The following is a 15,403-nucleotide window of genomic DNA, read 5'->3' on the forward strand; positions in this document are numbered from 1 at the left end:
TGATATCCCGGGGCTGCCTTGCAGCCCTTCGCGGGCTTACCCGCTCCCACAGTCAGGGGTGCGCTATCCTTGTGGGAGTGGGCAAGCCCGCGAAGGGCCGCAAAGCGGCCCCGGCGATCTCAGAGCTCAGCCGCCAATCTCGAACCTTGGTTGATCGCCCGCTTGGCATCCAGTTCGGCCGCCACATCGGCCCCACCAATCAGGTGCACCGACTGCCCCGCTGCCACCAGCCCGTCCTGCAGCTCGCGCAACGGCTCCTGCCCTGCACAGATCACCACGTTGTCCACCGCCAGCACCTGCGGCTCGCCATCGGCCACGCGAATGTGCAGGCCGGCATCGTCGATGCCCAGGTACTCGACGCTGTTGAGCATCTGCACCCGCTTGTTCTTCAACCCGGTGCGGTGAATCCAGCCAGTGGTCTTGCCCAGGCCGTCACCCACCTTGGATTTCTTGCGCTGCAACAGGTACACCTGCCGCGCCGGGGCATGCGGCTCGGCCTTGATCCCGGCCACGCCACCACGCGCCTGCAGATGGGTGTCGATACCCCACTCCTTCCAGAACGCCTCTCGGTCCTGGCTGGTGGCAACGCCCTGATGCACCAGGTACTCGGAAACGTCGAAACCGATGCCACCCGCGCCAATCACCGCGACAGCCTTGCCCACCGGCTTGCGCTCGAGCAGCACGTCGAGGTAGCTGAGCACCTTGGCATGCTCGACACCGGGGATGGCCGGTGTGCGCGGGGCGATGCCGGTGGCCAGGATGATCTCGTCGTAGCCACCGTCCACCAGGGCCTGCACATTGACCCGGGTGTTCAGGCGCAAGTCCACGCCCGTGCTTTTGACCTTGTTGCGGAAGTAACGCAGGGTTTCATGGAACTCTTCCTTTCCCGGTACCCGCTTGGCCACATTGAACTGCCCGCCGATCTCGCTGGCGGCATCGAACAGGGTCACCGCGTGGCCGCGCTCGGCCGCCACCGTGGCTGCCGCCAGGCCGGCCGGGCCTGCGCCGACCACGGCAATGCGCTTCACGGTGCGCACGGGCAGGTAGTTGAGCTCGGTCTCGTGGCAGGCACGCGGGTTGACCAGGCAACTGGTCAGCTTGCCGCCGAAAGTATGGTCCAGGCAGGCCTGGTTGCAGCCGATGCAGGTGTTGATCTCGTCGCCGCGACCAGCAGCGGCCTTGTTGACGAAGTCCGGGTCGGCCAGGAACGGACGTGCCATCGAGACCATGTCGGCATCGCCTTCGGCCAGCACCGCCTCGGCCACCTCCGGAGTATTGATGCGGTTGGTGGTGATCAGCGGAATGTTCACCACGCCGCGCAACTTGGCGGTGACCTTGCTGAACGCCGCGCGCGGCACCTTGGTGGCAATGGTCGGTACACGCGCTTCGTGCCAGCCGATGCCGGTATTGATCAAGGTCGCGCCGGCCTTCTCGATGGCCTTGGCCAGCAGCTCGATTTCATCCCAGGTGCTGCCGCCCTCGATGAGATCGAGCATCGACAGGCGGAAGATGATGATGAAGTTCGGCCCGACCGCGCCGCGCACCCGGCTGACGATCTCCACCGCCAGGCGCATGCGGTTTTCATAACTGCCACCCCAGCGGTCGGTGCGGTGGTTGGTGTGGGCGGCGAGGAACTGGTTGATGAAGTAGCCTTCCGAACCCATGATCTCGACGCCGTCGTAACCGGCGCGCTGGGCCAGCACCGCGCAATTGACGAAGTCGGCGATCTGCTTCTCGATACCCGCCTCGTCCAGTTCCTTGGGCTTGAACGGGTTGATTGGCGCCTGGATCGCGCTGGGCGCCACCTGGCGCGGGCTGTAGGCGTAGCGCCCGGCATGCAGGATCTGCAGGCAAATCTTGCCGCCGGCAGCGTGTACCGCCTCGGTGACGATGCGGTGCTTGTCGGCTTCTTCCTCGGTGCTGAGCTTGGCCGCCCCGGAATACACCCCACCCTCATCGTTGGGCGCGATGCCGCCGGTGACCATCAGGCCGACGCCACCGCGGGCGCGCTCGGCAAAGTACACCGCCATGCGCTCGAAGCCGCCCGGGCGCTCTTCGAGGCCGGTGTGCATCGAGCCCATCAGGGTGCGGTTGCGCAAGGTGGTGAAGCCCAGGTCCAGCGGTGCGAGCAGGTGCGGGTAGCGGTCGGCGGCCATGGAAAGGTCCCCAGGTGGCGTATTCACGGAATGCGGGTGCCTCACCGGCTGGCGGACCCCGTCGTTTGTCTGCCTGCGACATTAAACAGACGTTTGAACGGGCTCAATGATCGAAACTGACAAGTTATTGATCCTGGCGTACAGCGACACCACCCGAGGACTCACGAATCCTTGGCCCCGCAGGTTCCAGCTGGGCATGTTCGCCTAAGTGCGAGCGAGAAGATGCCGGTAACCGGCAGCACCAGTGAAATCGGCAAGATGCCAGAGACTCCCGTTCGCACCCCAAGTGCCATCGGCGATGTCGACCAGCTGTATCGAAGTCATCAGCATCCTCCCGTCATCCTTCCCGACGCATTGTTCGATGGCCTGGTGCAGGCCCAGTACGTAGTCCTTGCGCATCTGTTCATCGAGGACGCCGGCAGGCACCTTTACCATGACGATGCAGGGGATGGCGTGGGCGTGCATGTTCACCCCGCCACATAGCCAATCACTGCCCCGCACCTCCTCGATGAGCACCCAGCACAGGCTGCGCTGCGGCAGAGCGTCACCTATGTGCTCATGCGCGATTGCGGCCTCGCTGACGCGCTTCAACAGATGCTCGCGTTGCGGCTCGTTGAAAGCCCCGGTCGGTACCTTGATCAGGATATTGGGCATTGCTGATACCTTTGTGATGAGTTGAAGCGCCATTAGGCCTGGCGCTCCTCTCATGCAAAAGTGTCGGATCCGTCCTCTTTCGAGCATAATCCGACAATGCACGATTTCACCATCCTGGTCGTACCTGGGGCATTCGCCGCAAGCGTAGCCTCCACCCTGGACATCCTCGCCACCGCAACAACCGTTAGCGAGCGACTCGGCCTGGCCGCACCACGCTGGCGGGTTTGCGGCCCCCAGCCGGGACCGGTAGCGCTGGGCCATGGCCTGCAGCTGCATGTGCAACCGATCGAGCAAAGCACCGATGACCAGTCTTGCTGGGTCATACCGGGAATCGGCGTCAGTGACATCGACCTGCTCGAGAGCCGCCTCGCGGAACCATGGACAGCTCCCTTTCTCTGTGCACTGAGCGATCACATCGCCAACGGCAAGGAAATTGCCGCGTCATGCTCGGCCGTCTTTCTGCTGCATGCAGCCGGGCTGCTGGACGGCAGGAAGGTGACAACCTCCTGGTGGCTGGCACCGCACCTGCAGAAGCTCGCACCAGGCTGCCGTGTCGACCCTGACTTCATGGTGCTGGCCGATCATCCACTGACCACGGCAGGAGCTGCCTTCGCTCAAACCGACCTCATGCTGCACCTGCTTCGTCGGCGCCTGTCACCTGCAATCGCCGACGCGGTGGGCAAGGCACTGCTGCTCGACCGCAGGCAACTGCAGTCGCCTTTCGTCATCCCTGCCGTACTGGTGCAAGGCAATGCACTGATCTCTCGCCTGATCGCAGATATCGAGAAGTCGCTGCCTGAACTTACGAGCGTCAAGACACTGGCCGCAAGCATCGGCATGTCTGAGCGGACCCTGTCGCGTCATGTTCACAAGGCAACGGGGCACTCGACCCGTCAACTCATTCAGCGGGTGCAGTTGCACAAGGCCAGGGCGCTGCTCGAGTCTGGCGAATATTCGGTCGAAGCGGTCTCGGCGCGGGTCGGCTACCAGGACCCGACGGCTCTCCGGCGCTTGATGCGCCGCCTGCTGAACGCAACCCCGCGACAGTTGCGCCAGAGCTGACCGGGAACCGCAGCGGACGCTGCAGACCCGGATAGTGCTTTGGTATGATCCAAAACGCGATTTTGCAAAAACAGTGCAACAAGGATTCCCAAGCTGATGAATACGGCCGCACTATGCCCCTGATTGTCTTCATGGCAACTTCATTTTTCTTCGAAAGCTGAAGGCTTCATGCGAAAAATCCTGGCAAGCGCCCTGGCGCTGGTGATGATCGCCGCCCTCTGCGGCTACGGTTTCTGGACCCAGCAGCGCCCGGAAGGCCACTACCTGTCCGACCTGCGCATCGAACTGGCGCTGAACCATGGCGTGCCGGGCGAGCACGGCAACCTGCTCGGCGTCGAACCGCTGCTCTACCCAGGCGATTACCAGAACCTTCAACGCCTGCACCGCAAGCTCGCAGCCTACCTGGAACAGGCCCGTACCCAGGGTCTGGTGGGCCCGCGCACGGTGGTGGTGCTGCCCGAGCACATTGGTACCTGGCTGTGGGCGCGCGGCGAAAAGAACGAGCTTTATCAAGTCACGCAAAGCCGCGAAGCCCTGCAATGGCTGGAACTGAGCAACCCGCTGCGCTATGGCCTGGCCATGCTCCGTGCCGACGGGGACGACTGGCGCGCCGACGCGCACCTGCGCATGAAAGCCGAGCAGATGGCTGCGGACTACCAGCAACTGTTCGGTGGCCTGGCCAAGGAATTCAATGTCACCCTGGTGGCCGGCTCTATCGTACTGCCCGCCCCCTACGTGAAACAGGGCGTGCTGCATGCCGGCAGCGGCCCGCTGTTCAACAGCAGCGTGGTGTTCGCCGGCGACGGCTCGCTGCTGGGCCAACCGCAACGCCAGCAGTTCCCCGACAGCGAAATGCGCCGCTATGTACATGATGGCCGCCAGCACCCGCTGCAGGTATTGCAAACCCCTGCCGGGCGCCTGGGCGTGCTGGTGGGCAGCGACAGCTGGTACCCGGAAAACCACCAACAACTGGCCCAACAGGCAGTACAACTGATCGCCAACCCGGTGTTCCTCAGCGGCAAGGGCAGCTGGCAAGCGCCCTGGCGCGGCAATCGCCATCAGGATGCCAGCGCCGGGCTGCCCTTGCGGCGCGGCGAAGTCAGCGAACAGGCTGCATGGCAGCGACTGACCCAATCGGCCGGAACCAGCGTCAGCAGCATGAGCGTGTTCATGCGTGGGCAGTTCTGGGAACAGGGCAGCGACGGCCAGGGCTTTGCCCGCCAGGCGGGTGAATTGCTGGCAGGCACCCCCAGCCCTGGAGCCCGCCTGTTGAACCTGTGGTTGTAAGCCCATGGCCCGCCCCCGCGTGCGCCTGGGTGACCTGTCGGTTGGTTTTGTCCAGCCGCTGACCGAGGCCCTGCGCGAACTGGGCCATGACCCCGAGCCGCTGCTGCGCCGCTATGGCCTGGATGCGGCGCGCCTGGGCGAAGCCGGCGCGCGCTTGTCGATCCCGCGCTACATGCACCTTGGGCACGCTGCCATCGAGCTGTGCGGCGAGGCCGCACTGGGCCTGCACATGGGGCGCCTGAGCCGCCTGGCGCATGCCGGCCTGGCCGGGGTCACCGCTGCCCAGGCACCGAACCTGGGCGAGGCGGCACGTACCCTGTTGCGCTTCGAGCCGCTGTACGCCGCCAACTACCGCGGCCACTCCAGTTTTCAGGAAGATGCCGAGGGCGCCTGGCTGCGCTTCTACTCCATCAGCCCCTACAACGCCTACAACCGTTTCGTGGTCGATTCGCTACTTGCCGGCTGGCTCGCCCAGCTTGCCGACCTGGCCGGTACGGCGGTGCAGGCCGAACATATGGACATCGAGTTCGCCGCACCCGCTTATGCCGCGCGCTACCAGCCGCTGTGCAGCACACCCGTGCAGTTCGCGGCCGCTGGTAACCAGCTGCGCCTGAGCCGGGCCACGCTGCAGCTGGTCAACCCCAGGCATTGCCCGAGCACCTGGCAGCACCTGCTGCAGCTGTGCGAGGCGGAAATGCTGCAGCGTACGCGGGTGCGCAGCCTGGGTGAGCGCATTACCCACCTGCTGGGCCCGTTGCTAAATGGTGGCCGTGAACCGGACCTGGAAGAAGTGGCGCTGCACCTGCAACTGCCGACCTGGACCTTGCGCCGCAAACTGGCCGAGGAAGGCACGCGCTTTCGCGACCTGCTCAGTGAAACACGGCGCGACCTGGCCGAGACCTATATCCGCGATACGGAGTTGGCCTTTGGCGAGATCGCCTATCTGTTGGGGTTTGCATCGGCCGAGGCCTTCCAGCGCGCTTTCAAGCGCTGGACGGGCCTTACGCCGGGGGAGTTTCGCCGCAGCCAGCGGCGGGTGGGCTAGAGCTCGGTGGCGTCGTCAGCCGGTTCCGGGGTGTCCAGTTCATAAGCCTGGAATTCGAGAAGTTCTTCTTGGTATTCGTCCATAGCCCTAAGCCCTCTTCACTCATTTTTCCTGGTAACTGTCGCCTCACCCTAGGCAGGAAGGATGAAGGATTGATGACAAGCTTATGATCCGGTGCCCAGCAATCGTTAGCCCCGTGCTACTTGATATTAGCCGTTTGTAGGTCATGCAGGCTTTAGACGGCAGGCCCAAGCCGAACTACGCGTGCACAGTGCTGGCTGCGCTCCCCCGTGCGGTGCGCGAGCATGCCGTAGCCATTTCTGTCGCAGGTGTGCCCCATGACAAGCTCAGCTTGGCACTAAGTGCTCTGGCGACTGCGCACTCAGCGCCCTTTTCAACACTTCGTAGAGTTTGCCGTCACCCGATTGAGCAACGTTGAAGCGCAGGAAATCCCCCGCCGTCATGGATTGGCTGAACGCATTACCGGGCGCCAACACTACACCTTCATTCAGGCAGGTCCTGGCCAGCGTTGCTGCATCCTTGCCTTGAGGGAGCTGGCACCAGAGGTACATGCCTGCCTGGGGAATTATCCACGGCTTGATACCAATGGCCTGAAGCCTCGGCACCGTTCTGTCCATTGCCTCGCCTAACCGGTGGCGGACACCTTCCATGTGTTTTCGGTACCCGCTATCCGTAATCGCTTGATAGATGATGTCCGCGGCCAAGCGTCCGCCGCCGAAGGTGGTCGCGATCTTCAGGTCGACCAGGCTCTCGATCCATTCACCACGGGCGGCGATGTAGCCGCATCGGATTGAAGCAGAGATGGTCTTGGAAAAGCTGCCTATCTGAATCACACGCGAGAGGCCGTCGAAGGCAGACAGCCGTGGCGCGGGCGTATTCTCGAAATCAGCGAAGATGTCGTCCTCCACGATCACCAGGCTAGAGGTGTCGGCCAGCTTCAGCAGCCTGTGCGCGGTGACCGGGGACAGGCTGGCCCCGGTTGGGTTGTGGATGCCGGAATTGGTGATGTACAACCTGGGTGCGTGCCTGAGCAGGGCTGCGCCGAACGCCTCGATGTCCGGGCCTGTCTGCGTGTAGGGTACCCCGACAATGTTCACCCTGTGGGCTTTGAGCAGTGCGTGAAAATTGAAATAGCAGGGGTCGTCGACCAGGACCGTGTCCCCCGGTTCCAGCAGAAAACGGCAAATCAGGTCGATGGCGTGGGTGCCCGATTCGGTGAGCATGATCTGTTCCAGCGGGGCTTCGATGCCGATGCCAGCCAGCCGTCGCGACAGGAACTGCCTGAGCGGCGGATGCCCGAGCGGCGACGCGTACTCGGCCAGTTTTACCGTGTCGGAACGGGCAGCGACTCGCAGCGCTTTACGCATGCCGGCTTCGTACATCCAGGAGGCAGGCAGCCACCCGCACCCTGGTTTCAGCGCATCGCTGGAGGTTTCAAGAGACTGGCGCGAGATCCACAGCGGGTCGACCTCACGATCGAGCCTGGGGCCGAGTTCGGTCAGTGCCAAGGGCGCCACGGGCCCTGCCACGTAGTAGCCAGAGCCAGGGCGGGCGCTGAGCACCCCCTCTGCCATCAACCGTTCATAGGCCTCAAGTACGGTAGAAACCGATACCTGCATGGCCTGCGCCATTGCCCGGACCGAAGGGATCCGCGTACCGGGTGTGTAGGTCCGGGAGGCTATCCTCGCCTGCACCTCACCCATGACGGTCCGAATCAGCGTTCCACTGCGTTTCATCGCACCCTCAACTGTGCTGGATTAATGTGCATAACAGTTCGGTCAAACTGTATTGGATTGTACATGGCCTTGGTGAACGCGTCAGTGATGTACTGAACCCAGACTTATCGAGGACTGGGCGATGGAAAAATCAACAAGCGGATGGATCAACGGCTTCATAGGCGTCGCCATCTTCGCCGGCTCGCTGCCGGCCACCCGTGTGGCAGTGACGGCCTTCGAACCGACGTTCCTGACCTGTGCCAGGGCAACGATTGCCGCTCTGTTGGGGGCGCTTTTCTTGCTTGTGCTGCGCCAGCCTCGCCCTGAACGCGGTGACCTGTGGTCATTGGCGGTAACAGCGTTGGGCGTGGTAATCGGTTTCCCGCTGCTGACGGCACTGGCCCTGCAGCATGTAACCTCTGCGCATTCCATTGTCTTTGTCGGGCTGCTGCCGCTGTGTACCGCAGGGTTTGCCGTGCTGCGGGGCGGTGAGCGACCTCGGCCACTGTTCTGGTTGTTCTCGTTGACGGGTGCCGGAATCGTCGTTGGTTATGCGCTTATGAATGGTGGGGAGGCATCGGCGCTGGGCGATTTGCTGATGATGGGGGCGGTCATCGTCTGTGGGTTGGGTTATGCCGAAGGGGCGCGGCTGTCGCGGACGTTGGGGGGTTGGCAGGTGATCAGTTGGGCGTTGCTGGTGGCGTTGCCGCTGATGCTACTACTGACAATCACTAATCTTCCGACACCAGATGCCTTCGCCAAAGTAAGCGCCCCTGCGTGGTTCAGCCTCGGCTACGTTTCACTGTTCAGCATGCTGATCGGTTTTGTGTTCTGGTACCGAGGGCTGGTCCAGGGTGGCATTGCAGCAGTGGGCCAGTTGCAACTCTTTCAGCCGTTCATGGGGCTTGGGCTGGCAGCGTTGCTGCTGCACGAACAGGTCAGCTGGATGATGCTTGTGGTGACGCTGGGGGCTGTCATCTGTGTTGCCGGGGCCAAGAAGTACGCCTTGTAGATGTCGATCCAGAAAAAAGCGAATTGGGAAGGCTTCGCCAAGCCGCAGCGCGCCTTGGGGACCTCCGTAAGCTGTTCGGACCGGGGCAGTTGCACAGCACAGGGCCAAGTTCATGGGCACGGAGGATTTTGCCCCATGGCGGTACCGCGCAGATGTTGAGAACTGCGCAGTACCTGTGGGAGCGGGTTTACCCCTACAGGCAAGCCATCAGAGGGCGGGGGACGCGGGCTCAGCGGCCTCGGCAGGCTGTGCTTGCTGTTGTACTTCAATAGGCGCAGCCTCAGCCGGCGGTGCCACTGGCTGCGAGCCCTGGCTGTCATCCAGCACCGGCGCTGCTACCGCCTCGCTGGCCGGGGCTACAGGGGCCGGGGCTGGCGCCGCATCAACCAAAGGCTCAGCAACCGGGGCCGGTGCCACCGGCGCTGCGGCGGCCGGCTCCGGCAACCCCAAGGCAGCCGCTGGCGCGTCGACCTTCGGTGCGGGCTCCTCGACCTTGGCCTTGCTCTCCTGCCTAGCCTTGGGCTTTGGCAAGTAGCTCTCAACCAAGGCGAAATAGCGGTCATAGAACTGAGCCGCTGTCACAGTCTCGCTGGCCACCTTGACCATCGAGTCGTCGCTGGAGCCGATCGGCATCGATACCGACCCCAGTACACCAACCCCCAGGCTGGCGGAGGTGTTGGACTTTTTCAGGGCGTAGCGGTCCTGCAGGGCGTTGGCGAACATGGTCGAACGCTGCTCGTCGCTCACATCCGGCGCACAGGTGACGTTGAAACTGATCTGCAGGTGGTTCTCGCTGTTCTGCTGGAAGCTCTTGTTGCCCACCACCTGGTTGGCGCCGCTGCTGGTGATGATGTAACCCTGGCTGAGCAAGGCGCGTCGGGCGGCCTCGCAGGAGCCGGCATCGCTCACCGGGAAGCTGCGCGAGAAGGTGCCCGAGTCATCGAAGTTCTCGTGCTCGTAGACGGCGGCTTTTTTCGAGGAACAACCGGTCACGCCCGCCAGCACCAGGGCCAGCCCGAGCGCACCAAAGACGGAAGATCTGGTCATTGCGAATTCCGGGTAAGTCAAGAAGGTGCCTATTGTGCAACACAGCAGGCAGGCACAGGAACCGCTGATCGGTGAAGAGTCTGTCAGGTTCGTGTAAATCTGGGTCAAGGCCGGCAATTGCCAGACGCAGAAACGAAAAAAGCGACCCTAAGGTCGCTTTCTCGTTGCTTCGAGACGTTCAAGGGGCCTCGAAGCGAAGATGGCGCAGCGGACGGGACTCGAACCCGCGACCCCCGGCGTGACAGGCCGGTATTCTAACCGACTGAACTACCGCTGCGTATCATTCAGGCTTGCGCCCGATTGAAACCTGGGTCTACCCTTCCGGCGCGATGGCCTCAGGACAGGCACAAAAAAAGCGATAACGTGATCGCTTCTTTTGTGTTTTCTTCAAGGTGTTCAAGGGACCTTGAAACGAAGATGGCGCAGCGGACGGGACTCGAACCCGCGACCCCCGGCGTGACAGGCCGGTATTCTAACCGACTGAACTACCGCTGCGTATCGTTCAGGCTTTCGCCCGATTGAAACTGGGATCAGCCCAAGGCGTTTACCTTGTGGCTTCAGACCGGTGCCAGGCACCCATCTGATACTGAAAAATGGCGCAGCGGACGGGACTCGAACCCGCGACCCCCGGCGTGACAGGCCGGTATTCTAACCGACTGAACTACCGCTGCGCAGTGCGTTCCTCTCTGGCTATCGGTTTCTTGCGAAACCTGAAGCACCAGGAACATCTCAGGAAGTGGTGGGTGATGACGGGATCGAACCGCCGACCCTCTGCTTGTAAGGCAGATGCTCTCCCGGCTGAGCTAATCACCCTCGCGATGTTGCTTGTTGCGTTTGCTTCGCTGAGGCCGCGAAATTTACGCAGGTGGCGAAGCTAAGTCAATAGCCCCATTGAATTTTTTTCAGAAAGGAGCAAAAAGCGGTTTACCTGTCTGCGGCTGTCGATAGCCTGTACTGGCCTCTTCGCGGGCACGCCCGCTCCCACAGGATCTCCACAGATGCTGGCATATGAGAAATACCTGTGGGAGCGGGCGTGCCCGCGAAGAGGCCGGTACAGGATATGCAGAATGCTCAGGTGTAGATCATCTTGCGGGTCATGCCGCCATCGACCACGAACTCCTGGCCGGTGACGAACGCCGCTTGCCGAGACAACAGCCAGGCAACCATGGCCGCCACGTCTTCCACCGTCCCTACCCTGCCCGTCGGGTGCTGGGCATGGTCCGCCTCGGTCAACGGCTCGGCACGGCGCTGCGACGGATCACGGGCATCGATCCAGCCCGGGCTCACCGCATTGACGCGAATCTCCGGGCCCAGGCTCATGGCCAAGGCATGGGTCAAGGCCACCAGCCCGCCCTTGCTCGCTGCGTAGGCCTCGGTATCGGGTTCGGATTGCCGCGCCCGGGTGGAGGTGAGATTGACGATCGCCCCATTGTGCGCACGCAGGTACGGCGCACAATGCTTGGCCAGCAGCATCGGGCCGTTGAGGTTGACCGCCAGCACCCGGTTCCACTGCGCCAGGCTCAGGCTTTCCAGGGTCTGGTTGTGCGGGTTGGCGATGGCCGCATTGCACACCAGCGCGTCCAGGCGACCAAACTGCCCCAGCACCTCCGACACCCCGGCGCTGACCTGGGCCTCGTCGGCAACGTCCATGGTGATGAACCAGGCATTGTCACCCAGCGCCTTGGCCGCCTTTGCGCCGCGCTGGCGGTCGAGGTCGCTGAGCACCACCTGCCAGCCTTCGCAGATCAACCAGGCGGCAATACCCAGGCCGATGCCGCGTGCGGCACCGGTCACCAGGGCTACCCGGCCGTTATGGCCGGGCGTACCGCCGCGGATTTCAATCACAGTGCCGCCAACCCGCGCGCCAGGTCGGCCTGCAGGTCGGCCACATCTTCCAGACCCACGGCAACCCGGATCAGGCTGTCGCGGATACCCGCGGCTTCACGCTCCTGCGGCGTCAGGCGACCGTGGGAGGTGGTGGCCGGGTGGGCGATGGTGGTCTTGCTGTCACCCAGGTTGGTGGTGATGGAAATCACCCGGGTAGCGTCGATGAAGCGCCAGGCGCCTTCTTTGCCACCCTTGACCTCGAAGCTGACCACCGCACCGAAGCCACTCATCTGGCGCTTGGCCAGTTCGTGCTGCGGGTGGCTCGGCAGGCCGGCGTAATGCACCTTCTCCACGCCCTCCTGCTGCTCCAGCCATTCGGCCAGCAGCTGGGCGCTTTCGCAGTGCGCACGCATGCGCAGGCGCAGGGTTTCCAGGCCCTTGGTGAAGATCCAGGCGTTGAACGGGCTGAGGGTGGGGCCTGCGGTACGCAGGAAGCCCACCACTTCTTTCATCTGCTCGGCACGGCCGGCAACCACGCCACCCATGCAGCGGCCCTGGCCGTCGATGAACTTGGTGGCCGAGTGGAACACGATGTCGGCACCCAGCTTCAGCGGCTGCTGCAGCGCCGGGGTGCTGAAGCAGTTGTCCACCACCAGCATGGCGCCGTGGGCATGGGCGATTTCGCTGAGCGCGGTGATATCGACCAGCTCTGCCAGCGGGTTGGACGGCGATTCGACGATCAGCAGCTTGGTATTGGCCTTGATGGCCTTTTCCCAGCCGGCGAGGTCGACCAGTGGCACGTAGTCCACCTGCACGCCAAAGCGCTTGAAGTACTTCTCGAACAGGCTGATGGTCGAGCCGAACACACTCTGCGACACCAGCACATGGTCACCGGCACTGCACAGCGACATCACCACGGCGAGGATCGCCGCCATGCCGGTGGAGGTGCCCACAGCCTGCTCGGCGCCTTCCATGGCCGCCAGGCGCTCCTCGAAGGCACGCACCGACGGGTTGGTGTAGCGCGAATAGACGTTGCCCGGCGTTTCGCCGGCAAAGCGCGCGGCCGCATCGGCAGCCGTGCGGAACACATAGCTGGAGGTCAGGAACAGCGCTTCGCTGTGCTCGGCCTCCGGTGTACGGTTTTGACCGGCGCGCACCGCCAGGGTGTCGAAACCGACACCCTCGAGGTCACTGTCCAGTCGTCCGGCATCCCATTGATCCGTCATGCCGTCGCTCCCGAAATCAGTTGTTGTAGAGGTCGATGATCGCACTGACCGCCTGGTTCTTGGCCTTGGCCAGGTCGTTACGAGCCTGCTCGATGCGGTCGAGGTAGGCTTCGTCGATATCGCCAGTAACATACTCACCGTTGAACACCGCACAATCGAACTGATCGATCTTGATCTTGCCGCCACCGACCGAGTCGATCAGGTCCGGCAGGTCCTGGTAGACCAGCCAGTCGGCGCCAATCAACTCGGCCACCTGTTCGGTGGTACGGTTGTGGGCGATCAGTTCGTGAACACTCGGCATGTCGATGCCGTAGACGTTGGGGTAGCGCACGGCAGGGGCTGCGGAGCAGAAGTAGACGTTCTTGGCGCCGGCTTCGCGGGCCATCTGGATGATCTGCTTGCAGGTGGTGCCGCGCACGATCGAGTCGTCCACCAGCATCACGTTCTTGCCGCGGAACTCCAGTTCGATGGCATTGAGCTTCTGGCGTACCGATTTCTTGCGCGCGGCCTGGCCTGGCATGATGAAGGTACGGCCGATGTAGCGGTTCTTGACGAAACCTTCGCGGAACTTCACGCCCAGACGATTGGCCAGCTCCAGGGCCGCGGTGCGGCTGGTGTCCGGGATCGGGATGACCACGTCGATGTCATGCTCGGGACGTTCGCGCATGATCTTGTCGGCCAGTTTTTCACCCATGCGCAGACGGGCCTTGTACACCGACACGCCATCCATGATCGAGTCCGGACGGGCCAGGTAGACATGCTCGAAGATGCACGGCTGCAGCTTTGGTGCTTCGGCGCACTGCTTGGTGTACAGCTGGCCTTCTTCGGTGATGTACACCGCTTCGCCCGGCGCCAGGTCGCGGATCAGGGTGAAGCCGAGCACGTCCAGGGCCACGCTTTCCGAAGCGATCATGTATTCCACGCCTTCGTCGGTGTGACGCTGGCCGAACACCACCGGGCGGATGCCGTTGGGGTCACGGAAGCCGACGATGCCGTAGCCGGTGATCATCGCCACCACGGCGTAACCGCCGACGCAGCGGCTGTGCACGTGGGAAACCGCGGCGAACACGTCTTCTTCGGTCGGCTGCAGCTTGCCACGCACCGCCAGCTCATGGGCGAACACGTTCAGAAGTACTTCCGAGTCGGAGTTGGTGTTGACGTGGCGCAGGTCGGACTCGTAGATTTCCTTGGCCAGCTGCTCGACGTTGGTCAGGTTGCCGTTGTGTGCCAGGGTGATGCCATACGGCGAGTTGACGTAGAACGGCTGCGCCTCGGCCGAGGTCGAGCTGCCCGCCGTCGGGTAGCGCACGTGGCCAATACCGATGCTGCCGACCAGGCGCTGCATGTGGCGCTGCTGGAACACGTCGCGCACCAGGCCATTATCCTTGCGCAGGAACAACCGGCCGTCATGGCTGGTCACGATACCGGCAGCGTCCTGGCCGCGGTGCTGGAGGACCGTAAGCGCGTCATACAGCGCCTGATTGACGTTCGACTTACCGACGATACCGACGATGCCACACATGCGACGCAACCCCTACTTTGACGAAACTTGAGTGAATAGTGCTCAGGGCTTTGCCGGCCCGAGCAACTGTTCCTTGAACGGAAGATCAGCTGGAGTGCCGATCAGCCCACTAGGTGTCCACTGGCCGGTAAAACCCAGGATCAGGTTTTTCGACCAGTCGGCGACCAAGAGAAATTGTGGTATCAGGCGTGATTCCTGCCACCAGGTATCTTGTTGAACCGGCCCCAGGCTGATCAGCCCGATGGCCACCACCACCAGCAAGGCCCCGCGCGCGGCGCCGAAGGCCATGCCCAGGAAACGATCGGTGCCGGACAGCCCGGTCACGCGAATCAGCTCGCCGATGAGGAAGTTGATCATGGCCCCCACCAGCAAGGTGGCGACGAAAAGAATGGCGCAGCCGGCGATGACGCGCATCGACGGCGTCTGGATGTAGCTTTCAAGATACACCGAGAGCGAACCGCCGAACATCCAGGCAACCGCACCGGCAATGATCCAGATGAGCAAGGACAAGGCTTCCTTGACGAAGCCGCGCTTGAGACTGATCAGTGTGGAGACGGCGATGATCGCGATGATCGCCCAATCAACCAAGGTAAATGCCACGGTGCTGCCTGCAGACGTTTGAGGCGGCGCATTTTAACAGAGCGGCGGGGGCTTGGGTAAGCGGAATGTCAGGTGATTAGCGCTACCCGGGCTTACGCGATCTTTGTGGGAGCGGCCTTGTGTCGCGAAAGGGCCGCAAAGCGGCCCCGGCGATTCTGGCTGTGTCGTTGAGATCTTGGGGCCGCTTCGCGGCCCTTTCGCGACACAAGGCCGCTCCCACATGGACCGC

The 15,403-nt window shown here is 63.0% G+C and carries 12 protein-coding genes and 4 tRNA genes; 4 read left to right on the plus strand and 12 right to left on the minus strand.

Annotated features, from left to right (window positions below; all coding sequences use genetic code 11):
- Positions 1 to 119: 119 nt before the first annotated feature.
- Both ACLCGK_RS27150 and ACLCGK_RS27155 read right to left on the minus strand, forming a co-directional pair.
- Positions 120 to 2,156 carry an FAD-dependent oxidoreductase gene (locus ACLCGK_RS27150; protein ID WP_410953187.1) on the minus strand — a complete coding sequence of 679 codons (2,037 nt, stop codon included), beginning with the start codon at positions 2,154 to 2,156 and terminating at the stop codon, positions 120 to 122.
- Between the two features lie 204 nt (positions 2,157 to 2,360).
- A complete protein-coding gene (locus ACLCGK_RS27155; protein ID WP_410953186.1) occupies positions 2,361 to 2,810 on the minus strand; it encodes a tautomerase family protein in 450 nt (149 codons plus the stop codon).
- 96 nt (positions 2,811 to 2,906) lie between these two features.
- On the opposite strand from ACLCGK_RS27155, the gene ACLCGK_RS27160 reads away from it, so the two are divergent.
- The 3 genes from ACLCGK_RS27160 to ACLCGK_RS27170 all read left to right on the plus strand — a co-directional run bounded on the left by ACLCGK_RS27160 (position 2,907) and on the right by ACLCGK_RS27170 (position 6,204).
- A complete protein-coding gene (locus ACLCGK_RS27160) occupies positions 2,907 to 3,872 on the plus strand; it encodes a GlxA family transcriptional regulator (protein WP_410953185.1) in 966 nt (321 codons plus the stop codon).
- Between the two features lie 168 nt (positions 3,873 to 4,040).
- Entirely contained in the window at positions 4,041 to 5,159 is a 1,119-nt protein-coding gene (locus ACLCGK_RS27165) for a nitrilase-related carbon-nitrogen hydrolase (RefSeq protein ID WP_410953184.1), read from the plus strand.
- Positions 5,160 to 5,163: 4 nt separating this feature from the next.
- Positions 5,164 to 6,204, plus strand: coding sequence for an AraC family transcriptional regulator (locus tag ACLCGK_RS27170; protein ID WP_410953183.1), 1,041 nt, complete (start codon positions 5,164 to 5,166; stop codon positions 6,202 to 6,204).
- Between the two features lie 347 nt (positions 6,205 to 6,551).
- On the opposite strand, the gene ACLCGK_RS27175 is transcribed toward ACLCGK_RS27170, so the two are convergent.
- On the minus strand, positions 6,552 to 7,961 hold the full coding sequence (locus ACLCGK_RS27175; protein ID WP_410953182.1) for a PLP-dependent aminotransferase family protein: 1,410 nt from the start codon (positions 7,959 to 7,961) through the stop codon (positions 6,552 to 6,554).
- A gap of 121 nt (positions 7,962 to 8,082) precedes the next feature.
- Here ACLCGK_RS27175 and ACLCGK_RS27180 point away from each other — a divergent pair, with 121 nt between their 5' ends.
- Positions 8,083 to 8,952 carry a DMT family transporter gene (locus ACLCGK_RS27180; protein ID WP_410953181.1) on the plus strand — a complete coding sequence of 290 codons (870 nt, stop codon included), beginning with the start codon at positions 8,083 to 8,085 and terminating at the stop codon, positions 8,950 to 8,952.
- Between the two features lie 207 nt (positions 8,953 to 9,159).
- Here the strand turns inward: ACLCGK_RS27180 and ACLCGK_RS27185 are convergent, their stop codons facing one another.
- The 9 genes from ACLCGK_RS27185 to ACLCGK_RS27225 form a co-directional block, all read right to left on the minus strand.
- Positions 9,160 to 9,999, minus strand: a complete 840-nt coding sequence (locus ACLCGK_RS27185) for a DUF2242 domain-containing protein (protein WP_410953180.1) — start codon at positions 9,997 to 9,999, stop codon at positions 9,160 to 9,162.
- A 200-nt stretch (positions 10,000 to 10,199) separates the two neighbouring features.
- Positions 10,200 to 10,276, minus strand: a tRNA-Asp gene (locus ACLCGK_RS27190).
- Positions 10,277 to 10,417: 141 nt separating this feature from the next.
- Positions 10,418 to 10,494: transfer RNA gene (locus ACLCGK_RS27195), tRNA-Asp, on the minus strand.
- 99 nt (positions 10,495 to 10,593) lie between these two features.
- Positions 10,594 to 10,670: transfer RNA gene (locus ACLCGK_RS27200), tRNA-Asp, on the minus strand.
- Positions 10,671 to 10,736: 66 nt separating this feature from the next.
- A tRNA-Val gene (locus ACLCGK_RS27205) sits at positions 10,737 to 10,812 on the minus strand.
- Positions 10,813 to 11,070: 258 nt separating this feature from the next.
- On the minus strand, positions 11,071 to 11,844 hold the full coding sequence (locus ACLCGK_RS27210) for an SDR family oxidoreductase (protein ID WP_013971614.1): 774 nt from the start codon (positions 11,842 to 11,844) through the stop codon (positions 11,071 to 11,073).
- A complete protein-coding gene (locus ACLCGK_RS27215) occupies positions 11,841 to 13,052 on the minus strand; it encodes an O-succinylhomoserine sulfhydrylase (protein WP_003258500.1) in 1,212 nt (403 codons plus the stop codon). The genes ACLCGK_RS27210 and ACLCGK_RS27215 overlap by 4 nt, the downstream gene beginning before the upstream one ends.
- A gap of 16 nt (positions 13,053 to 13,068) precedes the next feature.
- Positions 13,069 to 14,574 carry an amidophosphoribosyltransferase gene (purF, locus tag ACLCGK_RS27220; RefSeq protein WP_013971613.1) on the minus strand — a complete coding sequence of 502 codons (1,506 nt, stop codon included), beginning with the start codon at positions 14,572 to 14,574 and terminating at the stop codon, positions 13,069 to 13,071.
- Positions 14,575 to 14,616: 42 nt separating this feature from the next.
- Entirely contained in the window at positions 14,617 to 15,174 is a 558-nt protein-coding gene (locus tag ACLCGK_RS27225) for a CvpA family protein (RefSeq protein ID WP_013971612.1), read from the minus strand.
- Positions 15,175 to 15,403 lie beyond the last annotated feature (229 nt).

It is taken from the genome of Pseudomonas sp. S1(2024) (assembly GCF_046557535.1).